This is a genomic window from Xanthomonas campestris pv. asclepiadis (assembly GCF_020784175.1).
Classification (GTDB): Bacteria; Pseudomonadota; Gammaproteobacteria; order Xanthomonadales; family Xanthomonadaceae; genus Xanthomonas; species Xanthomonas campestris_D.
The window spans coordinates 1-15,724 of the sequence record NZ_JAJGQM010000073.1 but is presented as its reverse complement, the minus strand read 5'-3'; the positions used below and the strand labels follow the sequence as shown (position 1 = coordinate 15,724).

The following is a 15,724-nucleotide window of genomic DNA, read 5'->3' as shown; positions in this document are numbered from 1 at the left end:
TCATGGAACCTCCTCGGGAAAGGGGACGAGAAAATTCCACTTCTGGCGTCAGCTAATGGGCGGGGGGATTACCATGATGATTTCGACTATATTTTTGCAGTTAAAGAGGCGCTTGCGAGGCAGGGGATTGAGTCAACGGTCCATAAAATTTCGACGCGAGATAGCAAGGGGCGCGCAACTGCATTTTCCAATAATCCAGTTCTTTATCCTAATAAAGTAGATTAGGTTATAGTTTTCGAAAATTGATTTTTCTGGCGCTAACCGTGACAGCTTTGCTGTCGCTGATACAAGGCGAAGCCCGTTTTACAACCGGCCCCCAATGGGGGGGCGGCCGGCGCAGGGGGGGATGACATGCGCTGGGCAGTGATTCCGGATTTTTGGGATAGTTCTCCCCCGATTGCGCTGCTCCTATCAACGCAACATTGTTTTGCCGCTCAGTGGTTCAAAGCACTGCGGCGCTTCGCGACTTGTCGGGGGCTTGCACCACCCCCGATCCCCGTGACAGCGATTAACGGCGATTAACGGGGTCAGGTTGACTTTTTCTAGAACGGGATCAGGTTCATTTCGGCGTACCTGCTCCGGTATAGAGCCTCATGATCCAACACTGCAACGATGACTAGGCCACCTCAGCTGACCCAAAGTACAAGTCCATTGGTGATCTTCCATCCGTCGCATCCATGTGTCAGAAGGTATAGCGTGCCCGTGCCACATAGCCCGTCGCAACGTTGTTCGGCATATACCAAGGCGTGGGAGCCTCCATCGACGAGGACTGGCACGCTCAGTTGTAAGTACCCGGCCGTTCCCGGGAACGCCTTGTAGAAAGCCGCCCAGTTGAAGTCGACAAGCAAGGCATCGACGGCGGCGGTTGACGCTCCTTGAACGTAGGTGCTGTCAGGTAGCCGTACCGTCACTTGGCTGGCATTCGCCGAAATCAGTGCTTTTCGCGCTTGCTTGGATACAAATGCATCGACAGCGGAACCTGAGAGCAGCTCTTGGTTCAAACTTGAAGCGCACGGCTGCTGCGCTCTGGTACCTGCACACGTCTGCGTGGATCGATCGAGCAGTACAACCGGTTTACGTTTTGTAGCCGCATGGGCGTCTTTGTGCTTAGGCGGAGACGGCAATCCGGGATATGGCTGATCTACGATCGCTGTCCATATAAGGATCATGTCCTGCGGCGATGGAGTTGTGGCCTGCTGCCGTGGCGCGGGCTGTTCAGACACTTCATCGAAATAAGAGGTCACTGATTTTGCAGACAGCGCTAACGCGGCGATTAGGGTTAGGAGCAAGCTGGTAAAAGCGATGCGATACCAATTCACGCGTAGTCAGCTTCTTTTGATTAGGTCAGGTTTGATATTACCAACAGTGTGGGCCGCCCCTGCAGTAGCGCTGCCGTATTACGGCAGCCTTGACCTCCCATACATCCCCCACCCGCCATCCTCGCCGCAGACTCAACTGGAGAACACACGATGATGAAGTGGATGGGCACCGCGCTGGCCGCGGCACTGCTGGTGAGCGGTTGCGCCAAGGTGGAGGGCGAGAAGTTCGTCGGCCACTGGGTCAACGTGCAGACGCAGGAAGAGACGATGGACATCGAGCGCAATGGCGAGACCTTCATGGTCCGCAGCACCACGCCGAAGTTCTTCACCCGCACCCCCAAGACCGAGAGCTACCCGGCGGTCTACAAGGACGGGGCGCTGCAGGTCACCAACGATGGCGAGACGGTGAACTTCGCCATCGACGAGACCAACGGCCACCTCAATACCGGCGGCGAGCAGTACCAGCGCGTGCCGGCCAAGTAAGGCCACCGCTGTTGCCAGCGCCCGCGTGCAGACCTTGCCGGTCGCACGCGGGCGTTTGCGTTTGTGGCCCAGCCGGCCACGCCGAAGGTCTGCCGGCGCACGCTGCGTCGCGCAGACGCCGGGCCGGACGCACCGCCTGTCGCCCGGCCCTGCGCTGCCGCTGCCATTCCACCCCGCGCAAGCCGTACAGTGCGCAGGCACGCCAGGGTCATGGCGCTGCCCGACCGATCAATCCAGCAACTACGAGGGTGTCATGAGCAAGGGGATGGACCAGAAGAAGAGCCAGAAGAAAGAGCCGACCAAGACGCTGAAGGAAAAGCGCGCGGCCAAGCAGGAAAAGAAGGGCAAGTAAGCCGCCCGGCCTGCCAGACGGCAGACGAGGTCAGGCGCAGGCCTGGCCTCGCGGTGTGACGCCGTGCCAACCTCAATGACCCCCCAGGCGTAATGGGTGCTCAGGGTTCTCACGGATGAAGCGATCGACCTCCGACAGCTTGGCTGGGAGAGCAACGCACGGGTGGCTGCGGTAACTGAAGAACCGAAAGCCAGCGCGATACAACCGCTCGACCTTGCGCCATTGCGCCTGGTTGCGGGCCGGGGGTGCCTTGAACGAACGCCCCATCACGCACAGCGCGTTACCGCAGCCAGGACAGGGGGCCACCTGCTCGCGCGGAGCGATCTTGAAACTTCTGCGGCAACCGAAGCAGGCGTGCGCTAGCCGATAGGCGGCGCCGGTGACGGGCGCCTTGGCCACACGCGGCTGACGAGCACCGACGGCATAACGCAATGCGGTGCGATGGGCTTTGTCGGTGGAACTCATTGACATGCCTCCGGGCCGACCACGGCTGGCTGACGCTGCACGACATACAAAGTACTGCCATCGTATGACGCGGTGCCGGCCCGATGCGTGGCGGGCAGGATCGCTGCGACCTCGGCAGGCAGAGCCAGTTGCCAATCCAGGTTGGGAAAGGTGGCCGGGAAGGTCGTGCCGTTCGGATTGGCAGAGTGCGCGTAAATGCCCGTATCCATCGTGTCCTCACTGAGGTGTGCCCACAGTTGCACCGCTGCCCCACGTTGCGCCAGACGTGCTTCCAGGTAGCACAGCACACGCACTGCAACCGCGTTGACCATCTGCCGATGCTCAACACAGGAGTGGCCGCGGCCATTCCAGTCCACATGCGTATGCCACAGGTCGAACCAGCTTTCCGGGTCCAACCGGTCAACCGCTGCACGCGCCTTGGCTTCTGCCCGCGCCCAATAGCGCTCCATCCGTTTGCGGCGACGTCGGTCCATCGGGAGCGGTCCTGTTTTGGAAGTTCACTCATGCATTCAACGGCCAGGCGTTGTTGCAAGCAACGCTGCATGCTGCCATGCCGTGCAGCAGCCCAGCCAGATCAGATGACGGTCTTGAATTGCCTGCTCAATGCGGCGTGCTGGAAGAGGCCCGGATCAAGCCGCCAGCCGCTTGATCCGCGATGGCAGATCGCCCAGCGCGCGGTGCGCCTGTTCCAGCTCGTAATCGGCTTGCAGGCCCAGCCAGAACCGCTCGGTCGTGCCCAGCGCTGCAGCCAGGCGCACCGCGGTGTCGGCGGTGATGCCGCGTTTGCCCAGCACGATCTCGTTGATGCGGCGCGGCGGCACGCCGGTGGCCCGCGCCAGTGCGTTCTGGCTGATGCCCATCGGCTCGAGGAACTCCTCAAGCAGCACTTCGCCGGGGTGGATGTTGGGTAGGACTGTCATGGACGGATGCCTCGTGCTCAGTGGTAATCGACAATTTCGATCTCGGCGACATCGCCCTCCATCCATCGGAAGCAGATGCGCCACTGGTCGTTGATCCGGATGCTGTACTGCCCGCGCCGCTCGCCCTTCAACGCTTCCAGCCGGTTGGCGGGCGGAATGCGCAGATCGTCGAGGTGCGCGGCAGCGTTGAGCATGCGCAACTTGCGGCGCGCGACCGACTGGATGTCGGCCGGCAACCGGCGGGAGCGCTCACCCAGCCAGATTTTTTCGGCTTCCTTGTCGACAAAACTCCTGATCATGCTGTAACCATAACGCGATCCGTTATATGACGCAAGCCGTCATGGCTGAGTGGTCAGATCTGGTACCGGGCTGTCGAGACTTTGCGCTGCCGTTTCCGTCCAAACGCCGCCTTGCGCAACCTGCGGTGATGCTCCGAAGCTTTGCAAACTGGTCAATCAGCGAACCAACTGAAACAAATGCGCTAGCGTGAGCTTGCATGGACTTCGGAGTTCGTCATGAGCAGCTTGAACAGCGATCTGAGCGAGCTGATGCGCAGCTACGGCCCTACCGACGCAGCCGAAGCCGATCTATGCGGAATCATCAGCCACATCTCAATATGCCAGAGCGAGGCGCAGGTTCGCCTATACATCGCTGACCTATCGAGGTTTGATCTCGATGCTGTTGGATGTAGCAGTCTTCAGAGACACCATATCGGCTGAGGTGCTTTTACTTTTTGATTCCGACTGCTCCCGATAACGCACAAACGGGTGTACCGCCACCGAGTACTTACGCCCGGGCATGATCTGGTAACTCAGCGACAGATCGATCGTCTTGACGATTGACTGCCCCGGCATCAGAACAAGCGATGGCGTGGAACCGCGGACGTTGCGTAGATAAATGCCGCGATAGTCGACAGGGCTGCCGTCCTCTTGCATGACCTTGAACAGATTGGTCTGCAATCTCCCGCTTTTATCTACGTCTGGAACATACGACGCAGTTAGCTCGATGGGCTGGTCACCTGTGTTGGACATCGTGACTAAGACTGAAGCTCCAGCTGCCGCTGTATGCGCTGTCTGTACGTTCTGGAGTTTGATATCCAGCCTCCCGGCCGCAGTAGCGGCGAAGCACGTAGCCAGCGCAACCGTCCCAAGAATCCATACTGCTTTCATCATCCCCTCCCTAGCGCGAACGCTTCCTTGTCATGCGTTCTTACATCATCTCCGGACTTGGGAGCTATCAAACAACGAGCCCTGGACGGAGAAAACCACCTTGATGATCGGACCTCAGGCAGACGGTGATGGCGACTCATCCCTGGAGCGATCTTCCAATCCAACGTGCATTCTTGCCGCCGGCGGCAGTTATTCGAAAATTTCGAATAACTGCCTCTGGATGCAACGCGTTATCGGCCAACACCCTGCTATCCAGGCATGCCCGGTGATGGTGATAGGCGAACGTACCGTTCTGCCGTAAGTGATCCTGCCATTGCGCCGGCTCGCGTCCATCAGAACAACGACCCCTGCACAGGCAACGCAGTGGATGGTTCTGTTGCTTGCTTGGCGGGTGCCGCCTGCTGCTGCGCACCCAACCGCCATGCCAGGCCCGAGATGCGTGCGGCGTGCCGGGCGAGCGCGGCGCGGATGACCGCTTCGCTGCCGGCCAGGTGCAGGGCGCGGCGGGCGCGGGTGATGCCGGTGTAGAGCAGTTCGCGGCTGAGCACGCGGGCGTCGCGGGTGGGCAGTTGCAGCCAGACGGTGTCGAATTCGCTGCCCTGGGCCTTGTGCACGGTCATGGCGAAGGCGCTTTCGTGCGCGGGCAGTGCGGCGGGGTGGAAGCCGCGCACCTGGCCGTCGCCGTCGCCTTCGAACCAGGCGACCAACGGACCTTGGGCGCGGCTGTCTGTGCCTGGGGCGTGGCGGTTGGCGGTGGCGGCGGACTGGCCTGGCGGTGAAGACGGGCCTTCGTCGCTGCGCCCCGAAAAGGGACTCGCATCGCTTCGCAGGCAGATGCCAACATCGCCATTGAATAGGCCGTGGCGGTAGCTGTTTTCGGTGATCAACAGCAGGCGGCCCTGGAACCAGGGCGAGGCGGCGCCGAGACGGCGGGCGCCGGAGCCGGTTTCGGCCAGCAATTGTTCGATACGGGCGTTGAGGCCGCGTGCGCCCTGCGGGCCGGCGCGCACGGCAGTGAGCAGGCGCAGGCGCGCGGCATCGCGCAGGGCTGCGGCCGGGTCGTGCGCGTCGGCCAGCGCGCGCCAGTGCGCGAGCAGTGCGTCGCGGCCCAGGGTGAGCGGGTCTTCGCCGTCTTCGTGGAAGTGCACGCCGGCCAGCTCGCCGCTGCGCAGCAGGGCCAGGGCGGTGTCGGCATCGCCGGCGCGCACGGCGTCGGCCAATGGGGCCAGTGCGAAGTCGTCCGCCTGCCGGTAGCCGCGCAGCAGGTGCACGCGGTGGCCGGCCAGGCCGCCGCTGTGGGTGTCGGCGGGCGTGGTGTCAGCGGGCGTGTTGCCGAGCAGCGCTTGCAGTGCCTGTGCATCCTGCGGCTGCAGGGCATCGCCGGGGCCGGCGGCCTGCAGGATGGCGGCGAGCACGTCGCCGGCTTCCACCGAGGGCAGCTGGTCGGCGTCACCGAGCAGGATCAGCTGGGTGCCGTCGGCCACGGCTTCGACCAGCTTGCACATCAGCGGCAGGTCGACCATGGAGGCTTCATCGACCACGATCAGGTCGAACGGCAGCGGGTTGTCCGCGTGATGGCGGAACTGCGGGGAATCCGGGATGACGCCGAGCAGGCGATGCAGGGTGCTGGCGCCGCTGGGCAGGGCCTCGGCCAGGGCCGGGTCGATGCCGTTGGCGATGGCGCGTGCAACTGCAAGGCGCAGGCTTTCGGCCATGCGCTCGGCGGCGCGGCCGGTGGGCGCGGCCAGGGCGATGCGCGGTGCCGGGGTGTTGGATGCTTGCGCCTGGGCGATGCGCAGCAGCAGCAGGCGGGCGATGGTGGTGGTCTTGCCGGTGCCGGGGCCGCCGGTGACCAGCAGCAGGGTGCGGCGCAGCGCCAAGGCGGCGGCCAGGGCCTGGCGGTCTTGGGGGTGGGATGGGGCGTTTGAGTGCGCGCCGTCTTGGTGGTGGGATGGGGCGGGCGGGGCCGTGCCCTCTTGGTGGACAGATGGCTCGGGCAGGCCCGTACCCTCACCCGCCCTTCGGGCACCCTCTCCCGGGGGGAGAGGGGTTGGGTCCACGGGGTGAGTGGCTGGGGTCGGGTTCGGGAATAGCTGTGCGAATAGCGGGGCCAGCGTGGCGGCGTCGAAGGGCGGCGGCGACTGGGCGGCGATGCGTTGCAGGCCCAGCGCCAGGCGGCGTTCGTACTCGCGGTAACGGCGCAGGTAGAGCAGGCCGTGTTCGAGGACCAGTGGGCAGTCCGCGGCGGCGGGGTCTTGCGGATTCGGTTGGTCGACCCAGCGCGAGGCGGCCAGGGTGCGTTGCCAGTCGGCGGGGTCCGGCAGTGCGGGCGCTGGGCCCTCGCGCGCGTCCAGCAGCATGGCGGCGCGGGCGGGGTCCAGCCCTGCGTGGCCGCTGGTGACGGCCAGCGAGGCGAGCGCGGCGCCGGCCAGGACCTGGGGGTCGGTGTCCGGGGCCAGGCGTTGCAGGCTTTGCGCGAGCGCCAGATCCAGCGGGCGTAGCGCGTCGGCCTTGATCAGGGCGCTGAAGAGGTTTGGCTGGTTCATGGGGTGGACGCCTGCTGGGCGGAGGCGCCTCGGGCGAGTTGTCGATCGGCACATTTCTGACCCTGCACGACACCCTCACCCCAACCTCCGCTCCGCATCCCGGCCCGCGCGGCGTGGCGCAGGCATTGCCCGGCACGCGCGCCATGGCGCGCAAGCGATGTGTGCTCGCCCCGAGGGGAGCGCGGCTTGCGCACAGCGCTGATCGGGAGTGCGGTCTGTTGGGTCATGGCTTGGATGCTTCGGCGGCGGACGTACCCTCACCCCAACCCCCGCTCCGCGCCCCAGCCCGCGCCAGCGGCGCGGGCGCTCCAAGGCACGCGCGCCAGCGGCGCGCAACCAGTGCCTTATCGCCCCGGAGGGAGCGGGGCTTTGGGGCGTCAGCGGTAAGGGGCTGTGCGCTAGCGGGCATCGGGCGTGCCTGGGTTGCTGGATGTCGGCTCCGGGGCGCTGCCGGCGAACAGGGCGTCCAGGGCTTGGACCAGCGCCGGGTCGAAGCGCCAGGCGTGTATGCCGGGTGCAGGCGTGGCGCGGTTGACGGCGTCGAAGCCGGAGTCGGCGTCGAAACCCGAATCGGAGATGGAGCTGGTGCCATTGACGGGGTCGGAATCGGAGGCGGCACTGGCGCCGTTGACGGAGTCGGAACCAGAGTTGGAGTTGGAGTCAGAACCGGAACCGGGTATGGAGCTGGAGTCGGCTGCGGGGTTGCGGGTGGCGTCCAGGCCGCGGCAGAACAGGTAACGCACGCCGCCGAAGTCGCGGGCGTAGTCGTAAGCCTCGCCCAGGCGGAAACGCAGCCAGCGGTGCAGCGCGACGGTGTAGATCAGTGCCTGCAACTCGTACTCGCTGTGGGCCATGGCGCGGGCCAGGGCGTCGGCGTCGTAGCTGGGCAGGCGGTTGGACTTGTAGTCGAGCACGTACCAGCGGCCGTCCACGGTGTAGGTGAGGTCGATCAGGCCGGTCATCAGGCCTTCCAGCCGCTGGCGCGCGCCGAAGGCCTGGCGCTCGCCGACCACGCCAAACCGGTGCAGCAGTGCCAGCAGTGCCTCGACGCGGGTGGGCCGCATGGCGAAGTGGAATTCCATCTCGTTGCGGCGCTGCGGCGCGGGCACGGCGGCCAGGGGGGTGCCTTCGGGCAACATCACGGTGAGGGTGTGGCCGATCAGGGCGGTGAGCATGGCCAGGCCGTCGTCCCATTCCTTCTCGACGTAGCCGCCGCGTTGCAGCGCCTCGAGGATGGCGGCGGCCTGCCCTTCGGGTGCGGGTTGGCCGGGCTGCCACGCCTGCCAGGCGGCAAAGTCGCAGCGCTCGAACACGTCGTGCATCACCACGCCGAAGCGGTTGCCGGCAAAGCGCGGGTCGAAGGCGTCGACCTCGGTGGCCACCGCGATCGCCTCGCTGCCGGCCGGCTCGTCGCTGCCGCCGCTGCCGACCACCGTGGCGCTGGCCATCGGGTCGCTGGCGGCGCCGGCATCGGCATTGGCCAGCTGGGTAAAGCTGTAGACCCACCAGTCCGGGGCGATATGCCGCTGCGCGGTGCGCGCGGGCGGCACCTGCGCCTCGAGCGGTGGCGGCAGCCGCGGCAGGGTGGCCGGCGGCGTGGACGTGTCCACCACCACTGCGCCCTCGCCGGTCGCGCCCTGCAATGCGTCCAGCGCGCGCAGCATGCCGGACAGTGCGGTGCGCTCGTGCTGGTGGAACGGGCCGCTGGCGATCCACAGCGCGTGCTCGGCACGGGTCAGGCCGACGTAGAGCAGGCGTGCGTCTTCGGCGCGTTGTTCCTGCTTCCAGGCCGCTTCGGCGGCGCTCCAGCTTGGGTCTTCCTTGTCTGTCTTCCAATGCAGCTGGCGGCCGAGCTCCGGTGCATGCACCACGCAATGGCGGCCGGCGCCCTTGTCGCTGCGGCCGATGCCGATGTACGGCAGGAACACCAGCGGGTATTCCAGGCCCTTGCTCTTGTGCAGGGTGACGATCTGCACGCGGCGCGCGTCCGATTCCAGCCGCAACTGCTGGGCTTCGTCGTTGTCGTCGGCATTGGCGATGCGGCGCGACAGCCAGTCGACCAGGCCGTGCGGGCCGAGTGCGCGGGCGTCGGCTTCCTGCAAGAGCTCGGCCAGCTGCAGGTAGTTGGTGAGGCGGCGCTCGCCATCGACCAGGGCGAGCAGGCGTTGCCCGTGCGCGGCGCCCAGCTCGCCGACCAGGGCGAGCGGGCCGCCGCGCTGCCAGCGCTCGCGCCAGTCCAGCGCCTGCTGCTGCCAGCGGCGGTGACGCTCGCCGTCGTGCGCGAGTGCGGCGATGGCGGCGGCGTCCGCGCCGATCAGCACGGTGGCCAGGGCGGCGCGCAGGCGGCTGTCGTCACCCGGGTCGAGCAAGGCCTGCAGCAAGGCCAGCAGTTCCAGCGCTTCGTCGGTGGCGAACAGGCTCTGCTTGCCTGCGGCGACTGCCGGAATTCCCACCGCGCCCAGCGCCTGTTGCATGCGCGTGGCCTCGCCGTGGCTGCGCACCAGCACGGCGATATCGCCGGCCTGCACCGGACGCGCATTGATGGTGGCGGTGCCGTCGCGGCCACCGGCCAGCCAGCCGCGGATCGCCGCCACGCAGGCGGCGGTGGCCAGCTCGCGGGCGCGGCCGGCGCTCCAGGGTTTGGGCTTGCCTTTCGCAGGCGGCGGCGGTTCCGGCGCACGCCACAGCGTCAGCGCCGGGGCGGCGGCGCCATCGCGTTGCAGGTCGGCATCCGCCCGCTTGGTGCCGGGCTGCACCGGGTGGAAGGCGATGCCGTCGGTGAGGAAGGCGTCGGTGTAGCCGGCCTGTGCGTACAACGCGTCGATGGCCGCCAGCACGCCGGGGCGCGAGCGGAAGTTGTGGCTCAGCGGCGGAGCGAGTTCGGCAGTGACCGCGGCGGCCAGATAGGTGCGCACGTCGCCACCACGGAAGCCGTAGATAGCCTGCTTGGGGTCGCCGATCAGAAACAGCGCCGGTTCCAGGCCGGCCGCGCGCGCGAGCGGGCCTTCGCCGAACACGTTGGAGAAGATCGCCCACTGGCGGTCGTCGGTATCCTGGAATTCGTCCACCAGCGCGATGGCGTATTGCGCGCGCAGCCGCGTGACCAGGGCCTGCGCCTGCGCGCCTTCCAGCGCGTGCGCAACGCCATCGACCAGGTCGTCGTAGGTCTGCACGCGGCGCTGGCGCTTGAGCAGTGCCAGTCGCGCGATGGCGTCCTCGCGCAGTGCGTGCAGCAGGCGGATGCGACGACGGGTGCGCCATTGTTCGACACTGGCCAGCGCGGTGAGATAGCCGTCGATCTCGTGGCTCAGCGGCGAGGCCGACGTGCGCTCCACGAACTTCTTGTTGGTGCCGGCGGCCAGTTCCGCGGCGGTCAGCTTGATCAGCTTGGGGTGCGGGGCGGTGTTGACCGATGGCGCGGCGGCGAAGCTGTCGAACCAATGCCACAGCGATGCCAGCCACTCGGGTTTGTAGCTGACCTTGCTCAGGATGCCGCCGTCGATGGCGGCCATCAGGGCGTCGAAAAACGCGGTGCCATGCGCCTGGAATGCAGCGGCCAGTGCGGTACTAGCGTCCTGCACGGCCTGCAGCAGCGCAGCGGAATCGTCGGTGGTCGTGGCGGCCGCCGGCAGCAGCGTTGGATGGCGCACCAGCGCGCGCAGATCGCTGGCCAATGCCTCGGGGCCGCCCGACCACAGCGCGATCAGGTCTTCGGCCATCGCCGCATCGGCGGCGCGCTGGCGCCACAGGTCGGCGGCGACTTCGCCGAGCAGTTCGCGGTCGTTGGCGAGCAGTTCCGGTGCGGCAAAGGCCTGGCCGCTTTCCAGCGCATGCTCGCGCAGCACGCGCGCGCAGAAGCCATGGATGGTGAACACCGCGGCCAGGTCGATTTCTTCCACCGCCTGTTGCAGGCGGCGGCGCAGGGCGGCCGGTGTCTCGGTGCCGGTGGCCAGGTGGGTGGCAAGGATGGCGCGGGTGAGCAGGACATCAGGCGCGTCCTGTAGGAGCGGACCTGGCCGCGACGGGTTATCGGCGAGGTCGGTCGCGGCCGGGGCCGCTCCTACAGAGGCAGATGGAGCGCCGGGTGCCTGCGTTGGGGCTTGCTCGGTCGCGGTCGCGGCCTGGGCCGCTCCTACGAAAGGCGAAGGGGTCTCGGGGACCAGGGTTGCAGCCAGGACCAGGCGCTCGCGGATGCGGCGGCGCAGTTCCTGGGTGGCCGCCTCGGTGAAGGTGACGGCGAGGATCTGGCCGATGCGCAGGCCACGCTCCACCACCAGCCGGGTGAACAGCGTGGCCAGGGTGAAGGTCTTGCCGGTGCCGGCGCTGGCCTCGATCAGGCGCACGCCATGCAGCGGCAGGTGCAGGTACGGGTCGGTGACGGCGCTGGCGCTCATTCGGCCTCTTCCTGCGCGCCGTGCCAGTGGCGCCAGCTCTCGATCAGACGCTGCGGATCCAGCGTGGCGTCGGCGTTGCCGCGCTCGAGCAGGTCGTACACGCGATGGCTGGTGATGGCGAAATCGGCAAAGCGCTGCGCATCGGCGAACGGGTCGCGGCCGCGGTTGACCAGGCGCAGTTCCGGGCTGTGCGATTCGCTCCAGCCGAAGCTGGATTGCCACTGCCCGGCGGCGTCCTTGATGGCCCTATCCAGGTCGTCGCTGCGCGCGGCCTGGTGATACTTCCAGCTGCTATAGGGCGCGAACGCCAGCGGCGTCTGCAAGCCGTGCCGATACACCTGCAGCAGTGCGGCCAACGCGCCCTGCGCCTGCGTCTGCGACAGCGGTTCGGCATCGATGGGATGCGGGCCTAAACCGTCTTCGTCTTCGAAGAAGCGCACATACGGCGCGTGCTCGCCGGCGGCGCGCAGCAGCAGCCATTCCAGGCCGTGGCGGATCGCGCTGCGGCCGCTGAGTGCGCCGACCTGCACCCGCCCCACCCCGCTCGCATACCAGCCGGGCACGCGGCCGTGCACCTCGGTCTGGCCTATCTGCACCTGCAAGCGGCGCGACTGCGCCGGCGCCTCGCCGCGCCACTGCCGGAATGCCTCGGCATACGGGCGCAGTTGCGCCACCCGTTCATCGAGCTGGCGTCGCCCCAGCGGCCCGGACGGCAGCAACGCGCGCGCGCGCAGACGCTCGTAAAGCCGCTCGGTGTCGCCGGCCAACGCGGCGTCGAACACATGCTGCTGCAGGCCGTATTGCTCCAGCCCGCGCGTGGGCGCGAGCAGCGGCTCCAGGTCGCTGTCTTCGCTGGCCGGGTCGGGCAACCGCATGCCCAGACGATGGCGCAGGAACTGCCCGGCCGGGTCGGCGAACAGGCGGCGCAAGTCGTCGATCGAGACGCTGCCCGGCACTGCGCTGTCATCGGCCGGCAACGCGCCGGCCACCCAGGGCGCCAGCGGTTGGCGCTGACCGACCAGGCTGTCCACCGACGGTCGCCATTGGCGGCGATAACTGAAACGGCGCGGGTCGGCGCCGTGATCGCCCGGCGCACCGAAGGCGGCGGCGGCGAATGGCTGCAACGGGTGCTCCACCACCAGCGTGGCGATCGCCTTCGGGTCGGCGTGGTACTGCGCGGCGCTGCCCAGCAACTCACTGACCAGCACCGACGGTTCGCGCGCGCTGCCATCGCGCGCATCGGCGCCGAGATAGCTCAGGTAGAACACCTCCTGCGCGGAGGCGAACAACTGCAAAAACAGGAACCTGTCGTCCTCGCGGGTTGAACGATCGCCATGCCGGCGACGCTCGGTACCCAGCTCGGCGGTAAGGCGATTGAGCCCGGCGGCCGGGTCGCGGCGCGGGAAGTCGCCATCGTTCATGCCGAGCAGGCAGATCACGCGGAACGGCAGCAGGCGCATCGGCACCATGCGGCCGAAGCTGATGCCGCCGGTGAGCAGCGGCGCGCGCGTGTCCGATTCGCCCAGCACCGCAGCGAAGTGCGCGCGCACCACCTCGGCCGGCACCTTGCCGGTGTACTCGGCGCGCACCGCATCGCGGGCGAATTGATCGATCAGGCTGCGCAAGCGATCCAGCGCGCGCTGCGCACGTGGCGCGGTGGGCGCTTTTGGAATCAACGCCTCCAGCAGGTCGAGCAGACGCTCGCGCCATTCCACCGGCGTCATCGCTTTGGCCAACACGGACTGGTTGCGTTCGAGCACGCCCAGCAACCGCAACAGCGTGTCGAGTGCGGCCAGCGCGCTGCCTTCCAATTGCGGCCATGACGCCACGCCGTCGATCTCGTCGTCGGCGCCGCTGGCATGGCCGAGCAGCAGCCGGTCCAGTGCGAAGCGCCAGGTATAGGCATCGTCGCTCGGTGCCTGGTGCTGACGCCGATGCGCCGCATCCAGCCCCCAGCGCGCGCCGGCCGCGTGCAGCCAGCCGCGCAGGCGTTCCAGCCCGGCTTCGTCCAGGCCGGCGGCCTCGGCGATCGGCGCGCTGGCCAGCAGGTCGAGAATCTCGTGCAGCCCGAAGCGTGCGATCGGCAGGCCGAGCAAGGTGAGGAACACCTCGGCCAACGGCTCGCTGGCCAACGGGCTGGCATCGGCCAGCGCGTACGGCAGCGCGTCGTCGTTGCCGTGGCTGCCGAACACCGCGTCCAGATACGGCACGTACGGGTCGATGTCCGGCGACAGCACCGCGATCTCGCGTGGCTGCAAGGGCGGGTCGAAGCGCGCATCGTCGAGCAGGGCGCGCAGCTGGTCGTGCAGCACCTGCAGCTCGCGCAGCCGTGTGTGGCAGGCGTGCACCTGCAGGCTGGGGTCGTGCAGATTCACCGCCGGCAACACGGTAGGCACGCTGGGCGCGCGGCGATGGAACAGGTCGCTCTGCATGCGGCGCAGCAGGCTGTCGCCCAGGCCGCCGTCGGCCAGTGCGCGGCGGCCGGACTCCAGCGGGTCTGCGTAGGCGGCGATCTCGGCCAGCGGGTGCACCACCTCGTAGTCGCCGACCAATGCCATGAAGTCGCGCCCGGCCGCGCCCCAGGCCTGCAGCAGCGGGTTTTCCTGTACCTGCTCGGCAAACAGCTGCACCGCACCGTCTTCGCGACGGCGCTGCCACAGGGTCTGCAGATCGCCCCAGTAACCTTGCGTGGGCGTGGGCAGATAGAAATGCAGCGTGCCCACGCGCGCCTGCGTGGCCAGCACGCGCAGCACGTCGGGCGAAATATTCAGGATGGCAAAGGCGAACAGGCGCCTGGGCAAGCCCTGCGGCAGCGGACCATCCGGGCGCGCGTAGCGATCCAGGTACTGGCCGATGCGGCGCGCACGGTATTGCCGCCCGGCGGCGATGCTGCGCCACAGGCGCGCCTGCGGATCATCGGGGTCAGCGCCGCCTTCCCAGCGCAGCAACCAGTCGCGTCGCCAGGCCTGGTACTTCTCGAACACGTTGCCCAATTCGCCGGCCAATGCCCACGGCTTGAGCGCATCGCCATCGGACAGATAGCCGGCCAATGGCGCCAGCGCCGCATCGCTACCCAGGTCGGCCTGCAATGCGGCGTACAGCCGCCACTGCGTGGTGGCCATGTCCAGATCGTCGTCCGCCGGGCCGAGATTGCACTCCAGCGCGCGCGCGACGAATTCGCCGGGGGTGAGGAATTCCAGGTTGGCCGCCACGCCGTGCTCGGCCGCCAGCGTGGATTGCAGCCAGCGCCGCATCGCCACCTGCGGGATCAGCACCACTTCCGGCTGCAGCAACGGCTGCTCCGGCACCGGCCGGCGCAGCTCCTGTGCGAGCAAGGCAGCCAGCGTATCCAGCGCATTTGAGGGATAGAGGCGGAAATCGGGCGCGGAAGTGGCGTGCATGCGTATGCGCATTGTGCCGGATGCGGCCGTACTGCGCTGTTGGCCCAGGGCGGCGCGCAGCGAGTGGCGCCGCTGTTCGGGCCGTACTGGAATGGCAGACGCGAGGCCGACCTTGGCGATCGACCGCCGACACGCTGCGGACCTACCGCACCCGAACGCAGCAGGCACGAGCGGATTGCGGATTGCCTTTGATGCAGTACTGCCTGCGATGCCGTGCGGCCGCGGCGCTCGGCGATATCGCTGCAAGCCGCCGTCGACCAACGCGCCTCCAAGCGCCGGCACCGCCATGCAATACCCCTGCGGCGGCATCACAAAAAGCGATGGGCCGGGGTCTTCGCCCGGCCCATCGTGTTGGCTTGGTGCATGACGCTGGAGACGATCAGTACTTCTTTTCCAGGTTGATCATCCAGGTCTGATCGTTGTTGCTGTCGCCATCGGTGATGCCGCGGTATTCCAGCCGCGTCGACAGGCCCTGCTCGGTCAGCAGCGCCGCACCGATGCCCACCATCAGGCGGTTGCGGTCGAACGCGCTCTGCCCCGCGCGATAGAACGGCCCGCCGTTCAGATCGGCGTAGCTTAGCGTGGCATCGCCGCGGCCCTGGGTAATCCCCCCACTTCTAGCGGTCGCCAGAAGTGGAGCTAAGTGGCCATCGCCAACTTCATGGCAGGCGTGAT

At 67.3% G+C, this 15,724-nt stretch carries 10 protein-coding genes and 2 pseudogenes; 2 read left to right on the top strand and 10 right to left on the bottom strand.

The features are described from left to right. A partial coding sequence (locus tag LL972_RS20660) for a hypothetical protein (RefSeq protein ID WP_228329184.1) occupies positions 1-225 on the top strand: 225 nt, incomplete at its 5' end. Positions 226-626: 401 nt separating this feature from the next. On the opposite strand, the gene LL972_RS20655 is transcribed toward LL972_RS20660, so the two are convergent. Beyond that, positions 627-1,001, bottom strand: a complete 375-nt coding sequence (locus tag LL972_RS20655; RefSeq protein ID WP_228329183.1) for a hypothetical protein — start codon at positions 999-1,001, stop codon at positions 627-629. A gap of 468 nt (positions 1,002-1,469) precedes the next feature. Here LL972_RS20655 and LL972_RS20650 point away from each other — a divergent pair, with 468 nt between their 5' ends. Continuing rightward, the gene (locus LL972_RS20650) at positions 1,470-1,802 is read left to right on the top strand and encodes a hypothetical protein (RefSeq protein WP_228329182.1); all 333 of its coding nucleotides are present in this window, start codon (positions 1,470-1,472) and stop codon (positions 1,800-1,802) included. Between the two features lie 424 nt (positions 1,803-2,226). Here the strand turns inward: LL972_RS20650 and LL972_RS20640 are convergent, their stop codons facing one another. The 9 genes and pseudogenes from LL972_RS20640 to LL972_RS20600 all read right to left on the bottom strand — a co-directional run. Continuing rightward, positions 2,227-2,619, bottom strand: a complete 393-nt coding sequence (locus LL972_RS20640; RefSeq protein WP_144410888.1) for a hypothetical protein — start codon at positions 2,617-2,619, stop codon at positions 2,227-2,229. Continuing rightward, on the bottom strand, positions 2,616-3,092 hold the full coding sequence (locus tag LL972_RS20635; protein WP_228329181.1) for a hypothetical protein: 477 nt from the start codon (positions 3,090-3,092) through the stop codon (positions 2,616-2,618). Before LL972_RS20635 ends, LL972_RS20640 begins: the two co-directional genes overlap by 4 nt. Before the next feature lie 156 nt (positions 3,093-3,248). Beyond that, positions 3,249-3,539: a HigA family addiction module antitoxin gene (locus tag LL972_RS20630; RefSeq protein ID WP_184630970.1), complete on the bottom strand. Its 291-nt coding sequence runs from the start codon at positions 3,537-3,539 to the stop codon at positions 3,249-3,251. A 17-nt stretch (positions 3,540-3,556) separates the two neighbouring features. After that, complete coding sequence (locus tag LL972_RS20625) at positions 3,557-3,838, bottom strand: type II toxin-antitoxin system RelE/ParE family toxin (protein ID WP_228329180.1); 282 nt, start codon at positions 3,836-3,838, stop codon at positions 3,557-3,559. 357 nt (positions 3,839-4,195) lie between these two features. Continuing rightward, positions 4,196-4,708, bottom strand: a complete 513-nt coding sequence (locus tag LL972_RS20620; RefSeq protein WP_228329179.1) for a hypothetical protein — start codon at positions 4,706-4,708, stop codon at positions 4,196-4,198. Positions 4,709-5,040: 332 nt separating this feature from the next. Then, complete coding sequence (gene recD / locus LL972_RS20615; protein ID WP_228329178.1) at positions 5,041-7,254, bottom strand: exodeoxyribonuclease V subunit alpha; 2,214 nt, start codon at positions 7,252-7,254, stop codon at positions 5,041-5,043. A 700-nt stretch (positions 7,255-7,954) separates the two neighbouring features. Then, positions 7,955-11,648, bottom strand: a pseudogene (gene recB, locus LL972_RS20610) (exodeoxyribonuclease V subunit beta); the annotation flags it as partial. Next, positions 11,645-15,049, bottom strand: a complete 3,405-nt coding sequence (gene recC / locus LL972_RS20605; protein ID WP_228329176.1) for an exodeoxyribonuclease V subunit gamma — start codon at positions 15,047-15,049, stop codon at positions 11,645-11,647. The gene recC and the pseudogene recB, both read right to left, overlap by 4 nt. 379 nt (positions 15,050-15,428) lie before the next feature. Further along, a pseudogene (locus LL972_RS20600) lies at positions 15,429-15,724 on the bottom strand (autotransporter outer membrane beta-barrel domain-containing protein); the annotation flags it as partial.

Coding starts and splice junctions, on each gene's coding strand:
- LL972_RS20650 (WP_228329182.1), top strand. CDS start 1,470: ATGATGAAGTGGATGGGCACCGCGCTGGCCGCGGCACTGCTGGTGAGC.
- LL972_RS20640 (WP_144410888.1), bottom strand. CDS start 2,619: ATGAGTTCCACCGACAAAGCCCATCGCACCGCATTGCGTTATGCCGTC.
- LL972_RS20635 (WP_228329181.1), bottom strand. CDS start 3,092: ATGGACCGACGTCGCCGCAAACGGATGGAGCGCTATTGGGCGCGGGCA.
- LL972_RS20630 (WP_184630970.1), bottom strand. CDS start 3,539: ATGACAGTCCTACCCAACATCCACCCCGGCGAAGTGCTGCTTGAGGAG.
- LL972_RS20625 (WP_228329180.1), bottom strand. CDS start 3,838: ATGATCAGGAGTTTTGTCGACAAGGAAGCCGAAAAAATCTGGCTGGGT.
- LL972_RS20620 (WP_228329179.1), bottom strand. CDS start 4,708: ATGAAAGCAGTATGGATTCTTGGGACGGTTGCGCTGGCTACGTGCTTC.
- recD (WP_228329178.1), bottom strand. CDS start 7,254: ATGAACCAGCCAAACCTCTTCAGCGCCCTGATCAAGGCCGACGCGCTA.
- recC (WP_228329176.1), bottom strand. CDS start 15,049: ATGCACGCCACTTCCGCGCCCGATTTCCGCCTCTATCCCTCAAATGCG.